Annotated in this window: 11 protein-coding genes; 4 read left to right on the top strand and 7 right to left on the bottom strand. The window is 59.3% G+C overall.

What is annotated here, in order from left to right; all coding sequences use genetic code 11:
* Positions 1-2,598: tetratricopeptide repeat protein (locus CJ255_RS17090; RefSeq protein ID WP_097645313.1), on the top strand; the 2,598-nt coding region annotated here is incomplete at its 5' end.
* A gap of 1,004 nt (positions 2,599-3,602) precedes the next feature.
* On the opposite strand, the gene selD is transcribed toward CJ255_RS17090, so the two are convergent.
* From selD to CJ255_RS17120, 6 genes are all read right to left on the bottom strand, one after another.
* Positions 3,603-4,646, bottom strand: coding sequence for a selenide, water dikinase SelD (gene selD, locus CJ255_RS17095; protein WP_097645314.1), 1,044 nt, complete (start codon positions 4,644-4,646; stop codon positions 3,603-3,605).
* Complete coding sequence (locus CJ255_RS17100) at positions 4,643-6,550, bottom strand: VWA domain-containing protein (RefSeq protein WP_097645315.1); 1,908 nt, start codon at positions 6,548-6,550, stop codon at positions 4,643-4,645. Before CJ255_RS17100 ends, selD begins: the two co-directional genes overlap by 4 nt.
* Positions 6,551-6,764: 214 nt before the next feature.
* Positions 6,765-7,652: a DUF58 domain-containing protein gene (locus CJ255_RS17105; protein ID WP_097645316.1), complete on the bottom strand. Its 888-nt coding sequence runs from the start codon at positions 7,650-7,652 to the stop codon at positions 6,765-6,767.
* A gap of 4 nt (positions 7,653-7,656) precedes the next feature.
* A complete protein-coding gene (locus CJ255_RS17110) occupies positions 7,657-8,667 on the bottom strand; it encodes an AAA family ATPase (protein ID WP_097645317.1) in 1,011 nt (336 codons plus the stop codon).
* A 350-nt stretch (positions 8,668-9,017) separates the two neighbouring features.
* Complete coding sequence (locus CJ255_RS17115) at positions 9,018-10,694, bottom strand: DUF8809 domain-containing protein (protein WP_245863525.1); 1,677 nt, start codon at positions 10,692-10,694, stop codon at positions 9,018-9,020.
* Between the two features lie 122 nt (positions 10,695-10,816).
* The gene (locus tag CJ255_RS17120; protein WP_097645319.1) at positions 10,817-11,230 is read right to left on the bottom strand and encodes a zinc ribbon domain-containing protein; all 414 of its coding nucleotides are present in this window, start codon (positions 11,228-11,230) and stop codon (positions 10,817-10,819) included.
* Positions 11,231-11,517: 287 nt separating this feature from the next.
* Here CJ255_RS17120 and CJ255_RS17125 point away from each other — a divergent pair, with 287 nt between their 5' ends.
* On the top strand, positions 11,518-14,610 hold the full coding sequence (locus tag CJ255_RS17125; RefSeq protein WP_217352470.1) for an ATP-binding protein: 3,093 nt from the start codon (positions 11,518-11,520) through the stop codon (positions 14,608-14,610).
* A 136-nt stretch (positions 14,611-14,746) separates the two neighbouring features.
* On the opposite strand, the gene CJ255_RS17130 is transcribed toward CJ255_RS17125, so the two are convergent.
* A complete protein-coding gene (locus tag CJ255_RS17130) occupies positions 14,747-15,748 on the bottom strand; it encodes a ribose-phosphate diphosphokinase (RefSeq protein WP_097645321.1) in 1,002 nt (333 codons plus the stop codon).
* Between the two features lie 502 nt (positions 15,749-16,250).
* Here CJ255_RS17130 and CJ255_RS24160 point away from each other — a divergent pair.
* Both CJ255_RS24160 and CJ255_RS17140 read left to right on the top strand, forming a co-directional pair.
* Entirely contained in the window at positions 16,251-16,964 is a 714-nt protein-coding gene (locus tag CJ255_RS24160; RefSeq protein WP_217352471.1) for a hypothetical protein, read from the top strand.
* A 376-nt stretch (positions 16,965-17,340) separates the two neighbouring features.
* Positions 17,341-17,873 (top strand): RpnC/YadD family protein (locus CJ255_RS17140; RefSeq protein ID WP_217352472.1); only part of this gene is annotated, 533 nt, incomplete at its 3' end.

Below are 17,873 nucleotides of genomic sequence, written 5' to 3' on the forward strand. Positions count from 1 at the left end.
GAGATGGGCATGGGCGCGTTGGCCGGTTGGGTGGGCAACCTCGCTACCGACGGGATGCAAGCGGCCCTTGCCGAAGATGCCCCCGACCCGGCCTGGCTCGCGGAATTGGCCCAGCACCTCGATGCCGCTGCTGCCAATAATCAGACGCTCGCCGCTGAGTTGGCTGCCTTCCTGAAGGAACTCGATGCCGTGCCGCTGGCCCTCGCAGCGATTGCCGAGGAGCAGGGGGCGCAGCGTGAGGTGCTGCGTCTCCAGTACGATCTGTTCCAGCGCCTCAGTGCCGATATGAAGCGGTTGCAGCTCGCTGGTGGCGCGTTGGGGCCGGTGGTGGTGGCTGAGGCTGATCGCGTGATTGCCGCGATAACGGCCCGTGCCGACCGCAGCGATGCGTGGCTTGAGCAGATTCTCAAGGAGGTTGTTGCGCTGCGTGATGGGCAGCGTCAGGTGCTCATCAACAATGCTGAGGCCGTTCAGCAGAACATAATCCAACCGGGTGCCGCTGTTGAGCAGATCATCAACCAGCAGGTCGTTCATCACCACGCCACGCCGCCGCCCACACCCCACTACAGCATCCCGCCCGCGTTTGTGCGCCCGGCCATTGCGCTGGTGGGGCGTGGGCCGCTGCTTGATGATTTGCGCCAACGCTTGTGTTGTGGCACGCAGCGCCACCTCGCGCTCTATGGCAAGCCTGGCGTCGGCAAGTCGCGGATGGCGCTGGAACTGGTGGCCGACCCCGCCCTGCGTGACCATTTTACCGGCGGTATCCTAGTGGCGCGCGCCGGGGTGACGGAGAATAGCGAGACGACCATTCGCGCCTGGATTGACGATCTGGGCTTGCACGATGACCCCCGACGCACTGTTGCCGAAAACCTTGCCTATATCAGTCAATCCATCCGTCGGGACGGGCGACCGTGGCTGGTGGTGGTGGACGATGTATGGCGCGCTAGCCAACTGCGCCCCTTCTTCACCCTGCCAGAAGAGGTGCGCCTGCTGATTACCACGCGCCAACGCGATCTGCTGCTCAAACTGGGCGACTACCTCGCCCCTGAAGCGCTGCTTGAGCTTGAGACGCTCGCCCACCCCGATGCCATTGCGCTGCTGTGCGCCACCGCTGGGCTGCCGCCTGATGGCAATGAGCAGGAACTCGCTCTGCTAGCCCAACTGGTTGGCGGGCTGCCCCTCATCCTCACTGTGATGGGCAACTACCTACGCCTGCGCTTGCACGACAACCCCGCATGGTTCTCAAAGGCGCTGAAGGCACTGCGCGCCGCCTCCACACGCCTCAACCTGCCGCTCGTCTCACTCGACCTCGCCGAGGAGCAGACCAAGCAGCGGGGCTGGTGGGCCAGCCTGCTGCCCTTCAAACGCAAACCGATCCAGCAGCTCAGCCCCAAAGCGATCATCGAGTTGAGTTACGCCACGCTGCCGCAAACGGCGCAGCATGTCTTTTTAAGCTTAGCCGGCTTTCCGCCCGATCCATTGAGCTTTGATCTCGCCAGCGCCAGCATCGTTGCCGAGCGCAACGAGCGTGACGTGGCAGATGCCCTCCTCCTGCTCAGCCAGCGCAGCCTGCTTGACGGCGCTGGCGCAGGGCGCTGGCGCATGCACCAGGTGCTCTGGGATTGGGCCGAGAACTATGATCGGCGGCGCGTCACAGCGGCACAGCAGCGCCTACGGCGCTGGCATAGCGACCTCGTGAACCCACAATACCACGCAGAGTTCACCGCCTGGCGCAGCCAACGCGACAACTGGCCACAGATGCTCGCCACATGGCACGACGCACAGCGCGACCCGGATGCACTCGCGCTATGTATCCACACCATCGTCCCAGCCCTGATCGCGCAAGCCTATTGGAACGACCTGCTCGCCGGGCTGAAGCAGGCGCTCATCACCCTGAACAAGATGGCCAGCCGCCAATACGAAGTCGCCCTCGCGCGCTACTACCTAGGGCTAATCCACTACGAGCGCGCCGAGTATGCCGCAGCGGAAGAGCAGACGAGCGCAGCCTATGCGGCCTTTCAGGCCATGCATAGTCAGAATGGGCAGAGTGGGGCGCTAAGTCTGCTTGGCCTGATTCATCAAGCAATGGGCGACTATCCTACAGCGCAGGGCTGCTTTGTAGATGCGCTGGCACTGATCCCGCAGCATGATGAGCAAAACTATGCCGCATGCCTCAACAACCTCGCGTCGCTCTACCACGCACAGGGGAACGACGGGGCGGCGCTGCCGCTCGCCGAACGCGCCTTGGCGATGAGAGAGTGGGTGTCGGGGGCCGCGCATCCCGATACCGCCCAAAGCCTCAACAACCTCGCGGAACACTACCGCATGCAAGGGAACTATGGGGCGGCGCTGCCGCGCTACGAACGCGCCTTGGCGATTTATGGGCAGGTGTTGGGGGCCGAGCATCCCGCTACCGCCACCAGCCTCCACAACCTCGCGGAGATCTACCAAGCGCAGGGGAACTACGGGGCGGCGCTGCCGCTGATGCAGCGGGCGCTGCAGATTTTTGAAGCAAAGCTTGGCCCTGACCACCCCCATACGCAGAGTTCGCGCCGGGGGCTGGCGGCTATACGGGAGCGGATGGGGTCGGGGGGGTAGGGCGTTTCAAGTAGAGAGTTTTTGAACAAGGCATTCAAAACGCCAACAAGAAGAGCTACCGAGGATTGAACCACAGAGGCACCGAGGGCACAGAGATGGTACGGAGGGAGTGTCAACAATGGGCCATGCCACACCCTGCTCTGTGTTCTCTGTGCCTCTGTGGTTCAATCCTCTGCATCTCTGCAAAAACTCTCTACCTGAAAGGGGCTTTCAGGTAGAGAGTTTTTTGCTCCGCCGCGTTCTCACGCGATCCATTGAGACAAGGCAGCACCGCTTGGTGTGTACGGGGTTTTTGATGCGCTCCAATGAACCAAGAGCAGCGCACCTGACCTGGCAGGTGGGGCGCGTGCCGCCACCATGAGGATGCCAACGATCCCACCGCGCCGCACCTGCTAGGTCTCACGGGCCGTTGGCACCTCAGACCTGCCAGGTGTGCGCCGTTGGGTCTGTGGGGCTACGCATGGTGGCTGTACGGCGCACACCTAGCAGGTCGTTGGTTCGCGTTCCATGAGAAAACTCTTAACACCGCATCCAAATCTTCTCAAAAACTCTATACCTGAAAGGGGGTGAGGGCCATCCTGGGCATCCCAAACTACGATGGCCGCCCATGGACTATTCAGCATGACAGGCTGCTGGGATACTTGAAAATTTCTGTTAGCGCGAAAAGGCCCTGGGCTCGTAGGGATGCGTCGCGTTGGCTGAGCTTGTCGAAGCCACCGCGACGTTGGCTTCGACAGGCTCAGCCAACGTCGCGGTCCAGAACTTTTTCGTGCTAACAAATTTCTGCTTCCCTAAAGGGAAGGGGACATCGCCTTCGCTGTGTTTCTTTTGCGCTACTACGTTCTCTGTTCCTCTGTTCTTCCGTTCTCTGTTCTTCCGTTCTCTGTTCTTCCGTTCTCTGTTCTTCCGTTCTCTGTTCTTCCGTTCTCCGTTCTCTGTTCTCTGTTCTCTGTTCTTCCGTTCTCCGTTCTCTGTTCTTCCGTTCTCTGTTCCTCTGTTCCTTCCTACGCTACCACAATCCCACTACCGGCTACGACATGGCCAATCAGGGTGCATGCTTCGCCAGCGGCGGCGCAGGATGCTTGCAGTTGGGCCGCAGCAGCGGGCGCTAGGGCAAAGAGCAGCCCGCCTGAGGTTTGGGGATCGTGTAGCAGCAGTTGGTAGGCTGGGTCAACGCTGGGTGCGTATTGCACATAGCCGTTGGCTTCGAGATGGGTGCGGTTGCGTTGGAGCCCGCCGGGGAAGATGTTGCGCTGGGCGCAACTGAGGGCCCCAGGCAGGAGTGGCAGCGCTTCGGCTTGAATGTGGAAGCCGACCCCACTGTGGCGAGCTATTTCGGCGGCATGGCCGAGTAGCCCAAAGCCGGTGATGTCGGTGGCGGCATGGATTTCGACTTGGGCTGCTAGTTCGGCGGCTTGTCGGTTGAGCCGTACCATGCTTGCCACCGCTGCCTCAAGTTCTTCTGGGTTGCATTGGCCGCGCTTGAGCGCGGTGGTGATCAGGCCGGTTCCCAATGCTTTCGTGAGGAGCAATTGGTCGCCTATTTGCGCCCCGGCCTTTGGCGTGATCCGTGTGGGTTCAACCAGGCCAGTGACGCAGAGGCCATATTTGGGTTCTTGGTCAACAACTGTGTGCCCCCCCGCGACCACCGCACCGGCTTCATGAACCTTATCGGCCCCGCCTTGCAGAATCGCCGCCATGGTGCTGGGCGCAAAGTCGGCAGGAAAACCGGCCACCGCGAGGGCAAGGATAGGCCGCCCCCCCATTGCGTAGATGTCGCTGAGCGCATTGGCCGCAGCAATCGCCCCAAAGGTGTAGGGGTCGTCTACAATTGGCGGGAAGAAGTCCACCGTCTGCACCAGCGCGGTACGCTCGTCCAGTTGGTAGATGGCTGCATCATCGCTGACGGCGAGCCCGACTAAGAGGTTGGGATGCGTCGGCAGGCGCAGGGCAGCTAATAGATTGGTGAGAGCCTCCGGCCCCAGCTTGGCGGCTCAGCCAGCGCTGGAGGCCATGTTGGTGAGGCGAATCTGATCGCGTGGGTTCATGCTGCTTTTCCTTGACGCCAGCGTTCGCGCAGGTAGCTGAGGCCGCTGCGCTGATAGACAAGCCATTCCACCAGGAGTACCAGCAGGGCGGCGAGGGCCAGCCAGCGCCAGAACTCTTGGCGTCCGTCGCGTTCGCGTGAGAGTGTGCTTTGGGCACCACTTACTTGGGGAATGCGGAGATCGCGTTGGGGTAGGATGCGTGATTGTTCGGGGGCAAAGAGGTTGACCGCAAAGAGTTGACGGCTGACCCGTTCGTCTGCGCTGAAGCCTTCAACGGTGTAGACCCCTAGAGTTTCGGTGTCGGCGTAGATGGCTTGGTTGGCTTGGATCTGGATTGCACCAGTGCGGCTACTCACCACTTGACCATCGGGGCGGGTGATGCGGACTTCGCTGATCTGTTCGTCCACTTGAAGTGCGAAGGCTTGGCCAGGGATCAGTTGGCTCGCTTCGCCACCAATGCCGGGCGCGAGGTATTCCATGAGGTTGGCAAGCAGCAGCGGAAAGGCGTATTGCAGCGGTAGATCGGAGTTGTGGATGTTGAAGGCGAGTACGACAATGCGCCGCCCTTCACGCTCCCCGGCAACCAGCAGCGGGGTTCCATCGCTATCCACCAGGGTTCGCGCCCAACCGCCCGGCACCATGCGCGCCGCTTTGAGTACACTGACTTCACTCAGGCTTACATTGCGTAAGAGCTGTTCGTTGCCCCCAACCGGGCGCACACTGGGAAACTCAATCTCGCCGGTGACCGAGAAGTAGGTAGTTGAGGCCAATGGCCCAATGAAAAACAGATTGCCCGGCGGCAGCGGATTGGGGACTACCCCATCAAGGATGGTGACCGGCACTTCTGCTACCGTTTGGGTGAATGTGGTCGTAGTCGCAGTCACCTGCAACACCTCAAGCCCACTCAGCAGTTCAAGCCCAGTCTGCAAAAAACGGTTCCCGTTGGTCACCAGGCGTACCGTCGTTTCACTGCCAACTGCACTCACCGCAAAGGCCCGGTCATCGCTCGGCAGCGCATCGCTGCCCGCAAGGCGCGCTTCAACCACCTCTACGTGGGTTGGTACGCTCAGATTCAGGTTAGCCTCACTGCCTGGGTTGACCTCCAGGTTATAGGCAGTAAAACTGGCCCCATCGAGAAAGAGATCGATCCGCCGATTGGCAATCTGCTCCCCATAGTTGCTCACCTGCACAAAGAGGGTCTGCTCACCCAAGCCGGGCAGCAGGGCAATCGCGCTGATCGCTAGGTTCTCGCTGGCGCGGCCCACAGGGAAATAACTGACCCGCGCAGGTACACGTAGATCGTCGGGAAAGGTGACATTCCCATCGGAGATGATGGCGATCTCGCTGTCGGCTTCGCGGGCCGCAAGGGCAGAGGCGAGATTGAGCGCTTGGGAGAGATCGGAGTTGCCGCCGTTGCTAATCTGGATGCCCTGAATCGCCCGCCGCAACTCACGGCGGTCGGCGGTCGCCGAGGCGGGGACTTCCATTGTGCCCCCGGCGGCAATAATGGTCGCACGGCCACCATCGGGCAACTGTTCAACCAATTGCATCGCCCGCTGCTGCGCGGCTGCCAGGCGATTGGGTGGTTCATCCACTGCCGCCATACTAGCCGAGCGGTCAAGAATAATGATCAGGTTGCTGCCGCTAATCCCTTGGGTGGCAAAGAAGGGCCGGGCGAGCGCCAAGATCAGCAGCAGCATCAGCAGCAATTGGAGCAGCAGCAAGAGATTGCGGCGCAACTTCTGCCAAGGGGCATTCGCCTCCACATCGCGCACCATCTGACGCCAGAGGAAGGTTGAGGCAACTGGGCGCTCTTCGCGGCGCAGCTTGAGCAAGTACATGGCCACAATGATTGGGCCGACAATGGCTGCGCCGATCAGGGCTAAGGGGCTAAGGAAGGACATGGGGGGCCTTGGGGGGGGTAAGAACTATTTGCTAGGGGAGGCGAGGACGCGGGGAGGCGAGGACGCGGGGAGGCGAGGACGCGAGGACGCGAAGCTATTGCCACTCAAATAAGCCCTTTGCCCCCCTCCCCAACCCTCCCCCCTACGGGGGGAGGGTTGGGGAGGGGGGGCGCGGATCATATCCCCTTATTTGAAAGGTATTGTCCCTAACACATCATTTTAGCACATTCTGACTACGCATGCGTCCTAAGACAAACTCCTCAATTGGGAGCGCGGTATCTACCTGGATGTAGTTCATACTGCGCCCGTGGCAGAAATTTTCGATCTCGGTTTGCCAGGAGTGCAACGTTTGGGTATAGCGGCGCAAGAGATCAGGGTCGGCACTGATTTCGACCGTGGGGCCGCCCTCAAGATCAATCAGGCGGAAGTCGCCTTCAAGGTTGGGCTTGAGCTCTTGGGGGGCCAGGATGTGCATCACGGTTACATCAAAAGTACGTGCAGCCAACGCATTGAGCGCGTCGCGCCAACCGGCATCAAAGAGGTCGGAGCAGAGCAGCAGCGGGCCGGGGGTGCGCACGGTATTGCTGTAGCGCCGGCAGACGTTGGCAAGATTGCCGCTGCCGCTCGCGCTGAGGTTTTGCAAAAAGGAGAAGAGCGCCACCGCGCCCCGTCTGCCGCGCACACCTGTGAGCGGTGCGGCGCTCCCATCGCTCGTACAACTCGTCACGCCCACGCGGTCGAGATTGGTGAGCGCAATGTAGCCAAAGGCGGCAGCCACCTGTTGGGCATACTGAAACTTATTGGGCTCGCCCCAATCCATCGAGGCGCTCGTATCGAGCAACAGGTGAACATTCAGCTCCTCTTCGGCGACAAAGAGCTTGAGGAAGATGCGCTCCATGCGGGCGTAGAGATTCCAATCGATCTGGCGAATATCATCGCCGGGGGTATAGGGCCGATAATCGGCAAACTCAACCGAAGCGCCACGGCGCGGGCTGCGCCGCTCACCCTGAAGTTCACCCGCCATAGCCCGGCGCGTCAAGAGTGCCAAGCGGTCGAGTTGGCGCAAAAAGGCGGGCGTTAGCAACGGGGGAGCAGTGGTCATGCGCTCACTCCTCCTTCACCGTCTCCAAAATGCCCTGAACTACCTCATCGTTACTTATGCCCTCAGCTTGAGCCTCAAAGTTGAGCACAACCCGGTGGCGCAGGGCGGGCAGCGCAACCGCCTTCAGATCGGCGAAGGCGACATTGTAGCGTCCATCGAGCAGGGCTAAGATTTTGCCAGCAAGGATAAGCGCCTGCATCCCACGGGGCGAAGCGCCATAGCGCACATAACGCTTGGCCATCGCAGGCGCATTACTGCTCTCCGGGTGGGTAGCGGTAATCAAACGGGCAGCATAGCCCATAACGTGGCTGGCAATCGGCACCGTGCGCGCCAGTTCCTGCATAGCCAGAATCATAGCCCCATTAGCCACATAGCGCGTCGTGGGTTGACGGGTACCCGTGGTACGCTGGGCGATCTCGACCAACTCGGCGGCACTGGGGAAGGTTACATGAATCTTGAAGAAGAAGCGATCCAACTGCGCTTCCGGCAGCGGATAGGTGCCCTCCATCTCCAAGGGATTCTGCGTAGCCAGCACAAAGAAGGGCGGCGTCAACTTATGGGTGGTCTTCGCCACCGTGACGGTACGCTCCTGCATCGCCTCCAGCAGCGCCGACTGGGTCTTCGGCGTTGCCCGATTGATCTCATCGGCCAGCACAAGGTTGGCAAAGATGGGGCCAGGTTCAAAGCGGAAATACTTTCGCCCCTGCTCATCCTCACTGATCAGTGTGGTACCAATAATATCGGCGGGCATCAGGTCGGGCGTAAACTGAATGCGCGAAAAGGCGCACTCAACCACATCGGCCAGCGTGCGGATCATCGTCGTCTTGGCCAACCCCGGCACACCCTCAAGCAGGGCATTACCACCGGCAAGCAGAGTAATCACCACCTGGCGGATCAGGTCACGCTGACCAACAATCACCTGACCAACCTCAGCTTCGATCAATTGGGCGCGTTGGCGAAACTCATCAGGACTCATCCGCGGCGCGGGGGGCGTCGCTTCGGGCGCAGCAGTCATGGGGTGTCCTCATAATACTTAGGGAAGCAGGAATTGTTAGGTATCCCAGCAGCCTGTCATGCTGAATAGTCCATGGGCGGACATCGTAGTGCCGACTTTAGTCGGCTGAGGTCTTTGGCAGCGATGGGAAGCCGACTAAAGTCGGCACTACCTACGGCGCAACAGGAACGTTCCTACGAACCTTCGCTCAGAGTGGTCAAGCAACGGGGCAATCAACAACCTCCGCTTCCCTTAAGGGGGCGCGAGGGAACCCGGTTCCCTCGCATCCTCCCGCCGTGCGAAGAGGGGGCGCGAGGGAACTTGGTTCCCTCGCATGCTCCCGCCGGACTGCGGGGTTGTAGGGCTTGGCCCTACGGACTCGGCTGGAGCCGAGCAAAATAGTCGCGCACGAGATCGCGGCGATGGGAAGGGATATTTCCGCGATCAATGGCTTCGCTGGCCGATTGGGAGTAGTTGGGCAGCACTTGCTGGTAGGGTACCAGCGCTTCGTTCGCCACGCCCGGCAAATCCTGTTGGCCCTGCTGGCTCTGGGTGGTACCACCTTGGCCATGTTGCCCTTGGATAAAATCGGGGTCGCCAGGTTGGGCATTGGGGTTGAAGGGTTGGTAGATCAGTTCATCGTTGCCCGAACCGCTACCCTGCTGGTTGGCGCTACCGTGGGGGTTGACCTGAGCATTACTTTCGCTCTGGCCCTCACCCAAGTGGGGCGCATTACTGCCCCCGCCGCCACCAGGCTGCTGGCCTTGGCTCTGGCCCTGGCCCTCCTGCCCTGCCTGGCCCCCCTGCTGACCATCTTGACCCTGTTGGCCCGCTTGGCTCGCTTGCTGGCCCTGCTGCCCTTGTTGGCCCTGCTGGCCTTGTTGGGCGGCCTGTTGGGCTTGGCCGGGCTGCTGTTGCTGGTCACCAGCCTGAGCCACCTGTTCACGGGCGTTCTGCAACTCAGACAAGGACTGCTGGGTACTTTGTTGGTTACTCATCTGGCTTTGGGCATTCTGCACCGAATCAGCGGCCTGCTGGAGTTGTTGGGCCGCCGCTTGGGCATCATCCTGCTGGAGGGCATTGGCGGCATTCTGCAGATTGCGGGCAGTTTCGGGATCGCCGCTGGCCAGTTGATTGGCCTGTTGGCTCAATTGTTCAGCAAGTTGCTGACGCTCCTCGGGGCTCATCTGCTCCAGTTGGCGTGCAAGTTCATTGAGTTGATTGGCCGCCTCTTCAAGGCTAGGACGTTGCGAAGGCTGTTGGCCTGAGAGACTCTCCAGGTTGCGGGCCATCTGCTCAAGTGCAGCACGGCGGGCATCATCGTTGGGATCAAGGCGCTGGCGCAGGCGCGCCTCGGCAGCCGCAATATCGGCCAGAGCCTCTTGGCGATCCCCCCGATTCGCGCGCAGTTGCTCCTGGAGCGCCTCAATTTCGCGCAGCAACTGCTCGCGATCCTCATCGGAGAGCTGTGTATCCTGACTGATCTCCTGGGCCAACTCGCCCAACTGCTGGTCGGTTTGGGCCAGAGCCTCACGCACCGCTTGTTGCTCGGCAAGGCGAATGTTTTGCGGATTGGGCAGCACAAAGAGGGCAGCGATCACCAGCAGCAGTGCAGCGGCAGCAAAGAGTGGGGGACGCTCGTAGCGCAGCGGCAGTTCAGCAGGTTTAAGCTTGGCCGCAATGGCACGGGCATCGGCCTGCTGCTGCTCACTGAGCGGATCATGGGCTTGACGCTCGTGCAACTCTAGGGCCGTAGCGAGCCGTTCGCGCAGTGCAAGTTGTTGGTCAACCCGCTGCGCGATCTGCAGCGGACTCAGTGGGCGGAGCAGCGCAAAGCCAAGCAGCCCCAACGCCCACACCAAGCATGGCAGCGCAACCCACAGCCCAAGGTGGGCAATTGGCATGAGCCGCCCTGCGAGGGCAACCAGCATGCTCAGACCCACCGCCACCCAGAGCGTGCGACTCGCCCAGAGCAGCAGATCGGCCAAGCGTAGCCGTCGGCCTAGGGTACGCAAGCTGGTTGTTAGGGATGTGTCTGAATGATTCAATCTGATAAACCTTGTTCAATAGCCTCGTTTTTGTTGGGTGTTGGCGGCTTCGCCGCCAACACCCAACAAAACGAGTTTTTTTGGGGGAGGCTTCTCCTCCCCCAACCCCGCCATATGTGAAACTACCCTTCCTTACGCCAGACATGCTTCTCAACAATTTGGCGGGTAAGGTTGCCTTCGTCCCAAATTTCGGTCACCCGCTGGCTCACAATCGTGACGGTATTGGCCAAATGGGGCAGCGTCGGGCTTGGGCTAGGATTGGTGCTTGGTGCAGCGAGGGCGGTCGTCGTCGCCTGTTCAGTGCGACGGCGCAGCCAAGCGGCCCCGGCTTCAACCGCCACAGCGGCGAGTCCTACAGCAATTGCCTTGCCCACCTGACGCAATTGTGCCACCGGAATAGGCTGACCGGCAATCACGATAGCGTCGGTGCGTTGAGGCACAATGGCATCGTGGGCGAGGGCCGCACCGCAAGCACCACAGAAGCGATTCTCCAGAGGATTGCCGTGTTGACATTCAGGACAGACGCGTTCTACCATAGGGTCTTGCTCCTCGCTCGGACGATGCAACTGGTCATACACAAAGTATAGCATTGCGTAATGCTGCGGCGCAAGCGGTCAACGTCACCTCCGGTGGGGGGGCGGGGTGGCTTCGCCCCAACAACATTGACGTAACCCTAAGCGAAGGCGACGAAGTCGCACCTTATACCAATTACCTTTGAGCATGCCGCATTATCAAGAACGCGAAAGCCCATTGGGACGCCATGTTCGGCAATCTACAATCTACAATCTACAATCGTAAATGGTATTATGGTATAGTTCATGCTATGGTACGCAACACGACCTCGGTAGCACATCCATGGGGCCAGGGCGCTGCGGCGCATCAACGCATTCGCCGCGCTCGTAATGTGTTGCTCGTTGGGTTAATTTTTGAAGTATTGGTGCTGCTGCTTTTAATCACGTTGCCACCAGTCCTGAGTGATCGCGCTGATACGATCCGCCAGCATGCCGACACGCTGCAACGCCTGAGTGATCACCATGATCAGGTTGATGGCCTGCTGCAAGAGATGCGCGCTGCTGCACGGGGCTATGCCTTGACCCGCTCTGAGATCTTTTTGGAGCAGTATGAGACGGCTCAGGAGCGTGTGACTCTCACCTTCACTGAACTTGAACCGATTGCCCGCGAGCTCGACCCAACCCTTGAACCACAGATCATTGAGTTGCGCCGCCTCGTTCGCACTTGGCAGGCGGAATCGGGCGATCGCCAGATTACCTTGGCCCAAGAAGGCCAAACTTCGCTGATTGCCCAAGAGTTGGTCTCGGGTACGAGCCAAGCCCTCTTTGCTGCCTTTCGTCTTCAGAGCGACCAGGTGCGAAGTGCGTTGCTGACACTACGCCTCGAGTTGGCCCAAGAGATCAGCCAAGCGCGCACGCTGCAACTGCTGGTCACGAGTGGCCTGAGCATCCTGGGGCTACTGACGATTGGCCTGATTATTGTTGGCTTTCGCCAATCCCTCTGGCTTATCCGCGATCTTGAAGCGGCGCACCAACGCTCAGCGCATCTTGCTGAACAGGTAGCCCAACAACTGCGCTCCGCCGAAATCCGCCACCGCCAACTGACTGTCCTGCACGCCGTTGCCACCGCCGCAACCCGCAGTGTCCAGCGCGATGAGGTGCTGCACAATATCCTCACGGCGATTGGCGAAACCCTCGATCTCTCGGCTGCCGCCCTCTGCCTGACACCAACATCGGGCAAATGTCCGCAGGCGCTGATCAGGCGGGCGCCCCATCCACATGCCGCCCCCGAAGAACTAGCGACGCTGCTCCATGCCAATGCGGAGACGCTGCTGGCAAGTTTGGCGCAGAATCAGACGCACTATATCGATCCTCAGACGGTAACGAATGCGACCCCACTGGCTGATTTAGCCGTATGCATTGGTGCGCCACTGCTGTTGCTGCCACTGCATGGGCGTAGCAGTGCCGTTGGACTGCTGGTACTGCTCGATCCGCTGCGTCGCCCCGATCTGAACGACCGGCCCTTTTTGCACACCCTAGCCACCGAGATTGGACTTGTCATCGATAATACCTTACTCTTTGCCACCGTCCAAGCCGAACGCCAACGGCTACAAGCGGTCTTTGAACACTCGCCCGAAGGCATCGTTGTTGCCGAAGCGCCTGATGGCCAGATTGCGCTGCTCAACCCGGCTGCAAGTAAGCTCTTTGGCCCCTTAGAGCCCAATGCCAGCCTGCTGCACCACCCGCTGGCGGGCCGTACCCACCAGCCGGGCGGCTACCCCTGTGTCCCCGAAGATCTCCCGATGCTGCGGACGCTGCACGAGGGCCGTGCGACCTATGCGGTCGAATTGACCATCACCCGCCCTGATGGCCGCCGTATCCCGGTTTTGGCCACCAGTGTGCCGCTCTATGAGCCGCATGGTGCGCTCCAGGGCGTAGTGGGCGTCTTCCAGGACATTCGGCGGCTGCGCGAACTCGAACGGCTACGCTCCGATGTGGTTGCTCTGGTTAATCATGAGCTACGTACGCCCCTGACCACCATTCGCGGGAGCGCCGAATCACTCCTCAGCAACAGCCATACCAACGATCCCGCACACATCCGCTCGTTTGCGCAGATCATCAAACAGCAGGGCGAACAACTCCAAGAACTACTCGATAACATGTTGCAACTCTCGCAACTCGAAGCGGGTGCGCTGCGCCTGCAACGTCAGAGCCTCACCCTGCCCCCCCTGCTCCGCAGCGTCATCGCCCATGCCCGTGAACACATGCCCGATCTGCGCCTCCAAGCCGATGTGTCCGCCGATCTTGCGCCAGTGAGCATTGATGTGCGCCGCATCGAACAGGTACTGCAGAACCTGCTCGATAATGCAGCCAAATATTCCCCCCCCAACGGCGTGATTACGATCAGCGCCCAGCGCTCCGAGCAGCAGATTGTGGTAAGTGTGCGCGACCAAGGGCCAGGTATTCCCCCTGATGAGCGCGAGCGTGTCTTTGATCGCTTCTACCAAGCAGCGCGTCCAAGCACACGCCCTGTGGCTGGTACCGGGTTGGGTCTGGCCATTTGCAAGGCCTTGATCGAAGCCCACAACGGTCTGATCTGGATCGATGAGCCACCCGGCGGCGGTACATTAGCCTGCTTCAGCTTACCCGCCCTACCCGCCGACACCCTCGTTGATGCGCCGATTACGCCTACGGTTCTCGCCTCAGCCGCCCGTGACCACGCCCGCATCCTCGTGCTTGACGATGATGCCGCGTTGCAGCACTTGCTCGAACGGGGCTTCCAAGAGGCAGGTTTCAGCGTACAGATCAGCGGTGAAGCCCAAGAGGCCATGAACCTGCTCAATAGCTACACGCCTGATCTGATGATCATTGATCTAGCCCTACCGGGGATGGATGGCCTGAGCCTTTGCCGCCAGGTACGCCAATGGAGTAGCATCCCGATCATTATGCTCACCGCCAGCGCCACTGAGCAAGATGTGATCAAGGGTCTGCGCGCTGGCGCTGATGATTATGTCACCAAGCCCTTCCGCATGCAAGAACTGATCGCCCGCATTGATGCGCTGCTACGCCGCGCCCAACAGACCACCACACCTGGTGAAGCCTCCCTCATCCAACTCGACAACCTCATCATTGATCTTTCGCACCACCGCATCACCCTCGATCAGCAAGAAATCGCCCTTACCCCCATCGAATACCAAATTCTCACCTTCCTCGCCCGCCACGCTGGTCAAGCCCTTTCCCACGAGCAGATCCTCCAGGCCGTTTGGGGCCAAGGCTACAGCGGCGAAAACAACTACCTCTGGGTACACATTGCCAATCTGCGTAAAAAGATCGAACCCGACCCGCGCCACCCGCGCTTTATTCTCACTGAGCGTGGATTGGGCTACCGTATGGCGCGCCAGTGAGCATGAGGGTTCATACCAATTACCCTTGAACATGCTGCATGATCAAGAACGCTAACGCCCATTGGAACGCCATGTTCGGCAATCTGCAATCTGCAATCTGCAATCTACAATCTACAATCTACAATCGTAAATGGTATTACCTTCCCAAGGCCGGGTGGTTGCGCTGCGTGAAGATGGTATCCACCGAGACACCACTATGGATGCGTTGGATCACTTCCGCAATCAGATGGCTGACGCTGAGGATCGTCAGTGAGGGCCAGCGCTTGTCGGGGGGCAGAGGGAGCGTGTCGGTTGTCACGAGTTCCTGGATACCACTGTTACTGAGCCGCTGAACGGCGCTGGCGGTAAAGACGGGATGCACACAGCAGGCATAGATTTCGCGTGCCCCTTCACGTTCCAGCAACTGCACCACTTCAAGGATCGAACCACCAGTCGCAATCTCGTCGTCTACAACGATACAGCGTTTGCCCGCTACATCACCAATCAGATTGAGGATTTCAGCCGAGGTGTGCGAACCATCATGCCGCCCGAAGTGCTGCACCCGGCGCTTCTCTGAGATCGCCAACGGTGCCCCAAGCGCCTCGGCAAAGTTGCGCCCCCGCTTGGCAAAGCCCACATCAGGCGAAACGACAATCATATCGTCCCAACCCTTATCGGCCCAATAGCGCACCAACAGATGCATCGCCGTCAGTTCATCCGTGGGAATGTTGAAAAACCCCTGAATCTGGCCAGCATGCAGGTCAATCGTCAATACTTGATGCGCCCCAGCGGCCTGGATCATATCGGCTAACAGACGGGCGGTAATCGGTACCCGTGGTTGATCCTTTTTGTCGGTACGCCCATAGGCAAAATAGGGAATCACCGCTGTCACCCGCCCGGCTGAGGCGCGCCGACAGGCATCCAGCATGATCAACAACTCCATAACTCGGTCACTGAGGTTGGGTGTAGAGAGCGATTGGACGACAAAGACATCCTTTTCGCGCACACTCTCATTCAATCGTACAAAAATATTCTCGTTACTAAACCTGACAATCGTCGCATCACCTTGAGGAACGCCCACCCGCTCACAGATCAGGCGCGTCAGATCAGGGTTGCCATTGCCCGAAAAGATCCGCATTTCATCAAAACGACTGCCCACCTCAATGCTCCTTCCCAATGTCCGTAAGTTGTACCGCAAGGTCTATTGTACCCGAGATTGTAGATTGTAGATTGTAGATTGCCGAACATGGCGTCCCAATGGACTTTGGCGTTCTTGATGATATTGGACGGTCGCTGCCACGGCCCTGGAATTCCAGGCTGAAATGTGCTGGGTCGCCTATTTGAGGAATAGAAAATCTATGCTATCCTTTGAGTTGACGTATCATTCCATGAAAGAAGCTATCCATGTCACGTAACACATTCACCACTTTCTTACCGAGACTATCGTTGTTGTTGCTGCTTATGCTTCTGAGCTTGCTTTTGGGTTTAGGCTTGCTGGCGTTTACGATGGAGGCGCGTGCAGCTTCATTGGCAAATCTGCAGGATTTCTGACGATCACGAGCGGAAGCCTCCGACCAGCAATTAGTGTCTTTGATCCAGCAGGTATCCAGATCTGTAATGCCTCGCGCCCCTATTCGGATAGTGCCGAGATTGCGGATTGTATGCTACCGCGCAATGGTCTCTACAGTGTTGTGGTGCGTGATGCCAATGAGATCAACACCGGCACGTACCAACTGGGGGTTAGTTGCGTGCATGGCCCTTGTGGCGCACCTAGCCAGACGCCTGTTGATGAGCATGAAGCCGAGATTACATGGGGCGATCTGGAACTCACCATTCCGGCGGGGGCATTGCATGGCCCATTGACGATCAGTATTACTCCGGTTGAACCAATGCCAATGGGTGGTGAAACGGTGCAGGTGTTGCGTCAGTTTGCCATTATGGCCTACGATGAACACCACGAGGTCATCTTCAATACCCTGCATCCGATTACCTACACCGTGAGATTGGGCGCTACGCAGCTTGCAACTCAGCCGTTCAATCCAGATGATCTGCGCTTGGCACTCTGGGATCGCACAAACCAGCGCTGGGTGATTGTGGCCGATGAACTGCACACTGCTCAGTTGCGTGCTACAAGTTCTCACTTGACCAACGTGGCGCTTTTGCTGGCACCAGGTACGTCGGTAGAGCCCGTGGAGCCGGTGGAGCCGGTGGAGCCGGTGGAGCCGGTGGAGCCCGTAGAACCCGTAGAACCCGTAGAACCCGTAGAACCCGTGGAACCCGTGGAACCCGTAGACCCCGTGGAACCCGTGGAGCCGGTGCCAGATGCTGATCAGAACCAAACGGAGCGTGTTTTCCTGCCACTTGTGCAGCGTTAGGGAAAAGGAACGCAACAAAACCGCGGTGCCTTCGCCCCTCTCCCACAACGTGGGAGAGGCGATGCCCGGTTGGTGAGCCTGTCGAACCAGAGCCTGTCGAAGGGGGTAGGGGGTGAGGGCCATCCTGGGCATCCCAAAGCCCTATCTATGGCTTCAGGATTAGATGTTCTATCCTCATGCGTGAAGGTACACCTTGATCAGCAAGTATACCCGATATGCTCTGAGTAGGGCAACACTCAGAGCAATTTCGGGTGTGACGTAGAGTTTTGCACGGCGCTTTTGGCAAGCATGTATACCATTACCAACGAAAACCGTATCTTTTAGCCCCGTTCAGCGGTACATGTAGTGAGAGCCTTTTTGCCAACAAGGAATCACTATGCACCAACCCGCTGCTAACTTCGATGGGGCTTGGAAGGAAGCCCTCGAACACTACCTGCCCGCATGTTTGGAATTACTCTTCCCCGAGGCCTACGCAGGAATCGACTGGACGAAGCCGGTCAACGATGAGCCACTTGCGCTCTTGCAGATCAACCCAGAGGTGGGCAAGGGCAAGCAGTATGTGGATAAACTGGTCCGGGTGACCCGGCTGGACGGTGAGCAGACGATCGTCTTTCTCCACATCGAGATCCAGGCGCAGCACGACGAAGCGTTTACCGAGCGCATGTTCTGTTACAATACACGCCTCTTCGATCGCACCCGGCACCCGGTGGCGAGTTTAGCCATCCTCGCCGACACAGACCCAACATGGCGACCCGATACCTTCGGCTACACGATCTGGTCGTCCACCACCTTCTTGCGCTTTCCCACCATCAAACTCTTGGAGCTTGAGACCGCACTGCTTGAAGCGAGTCGCAACATGATTGCAATGGTGATCCTGATCCACCGCGATGCCCAAGCAACCCAGGGGAA

Origin of the sequence: Candidatus Viridilinea mediisalina, assembly GCF_002532535.1 — a bacterium.
GTDB classification, from domain to species: Bacteria; Chloroflexota; Chloroflexia; order Chloroflexales; family Chloroflexaceae; genus Viridilinea; species Viridilinea mediisalina.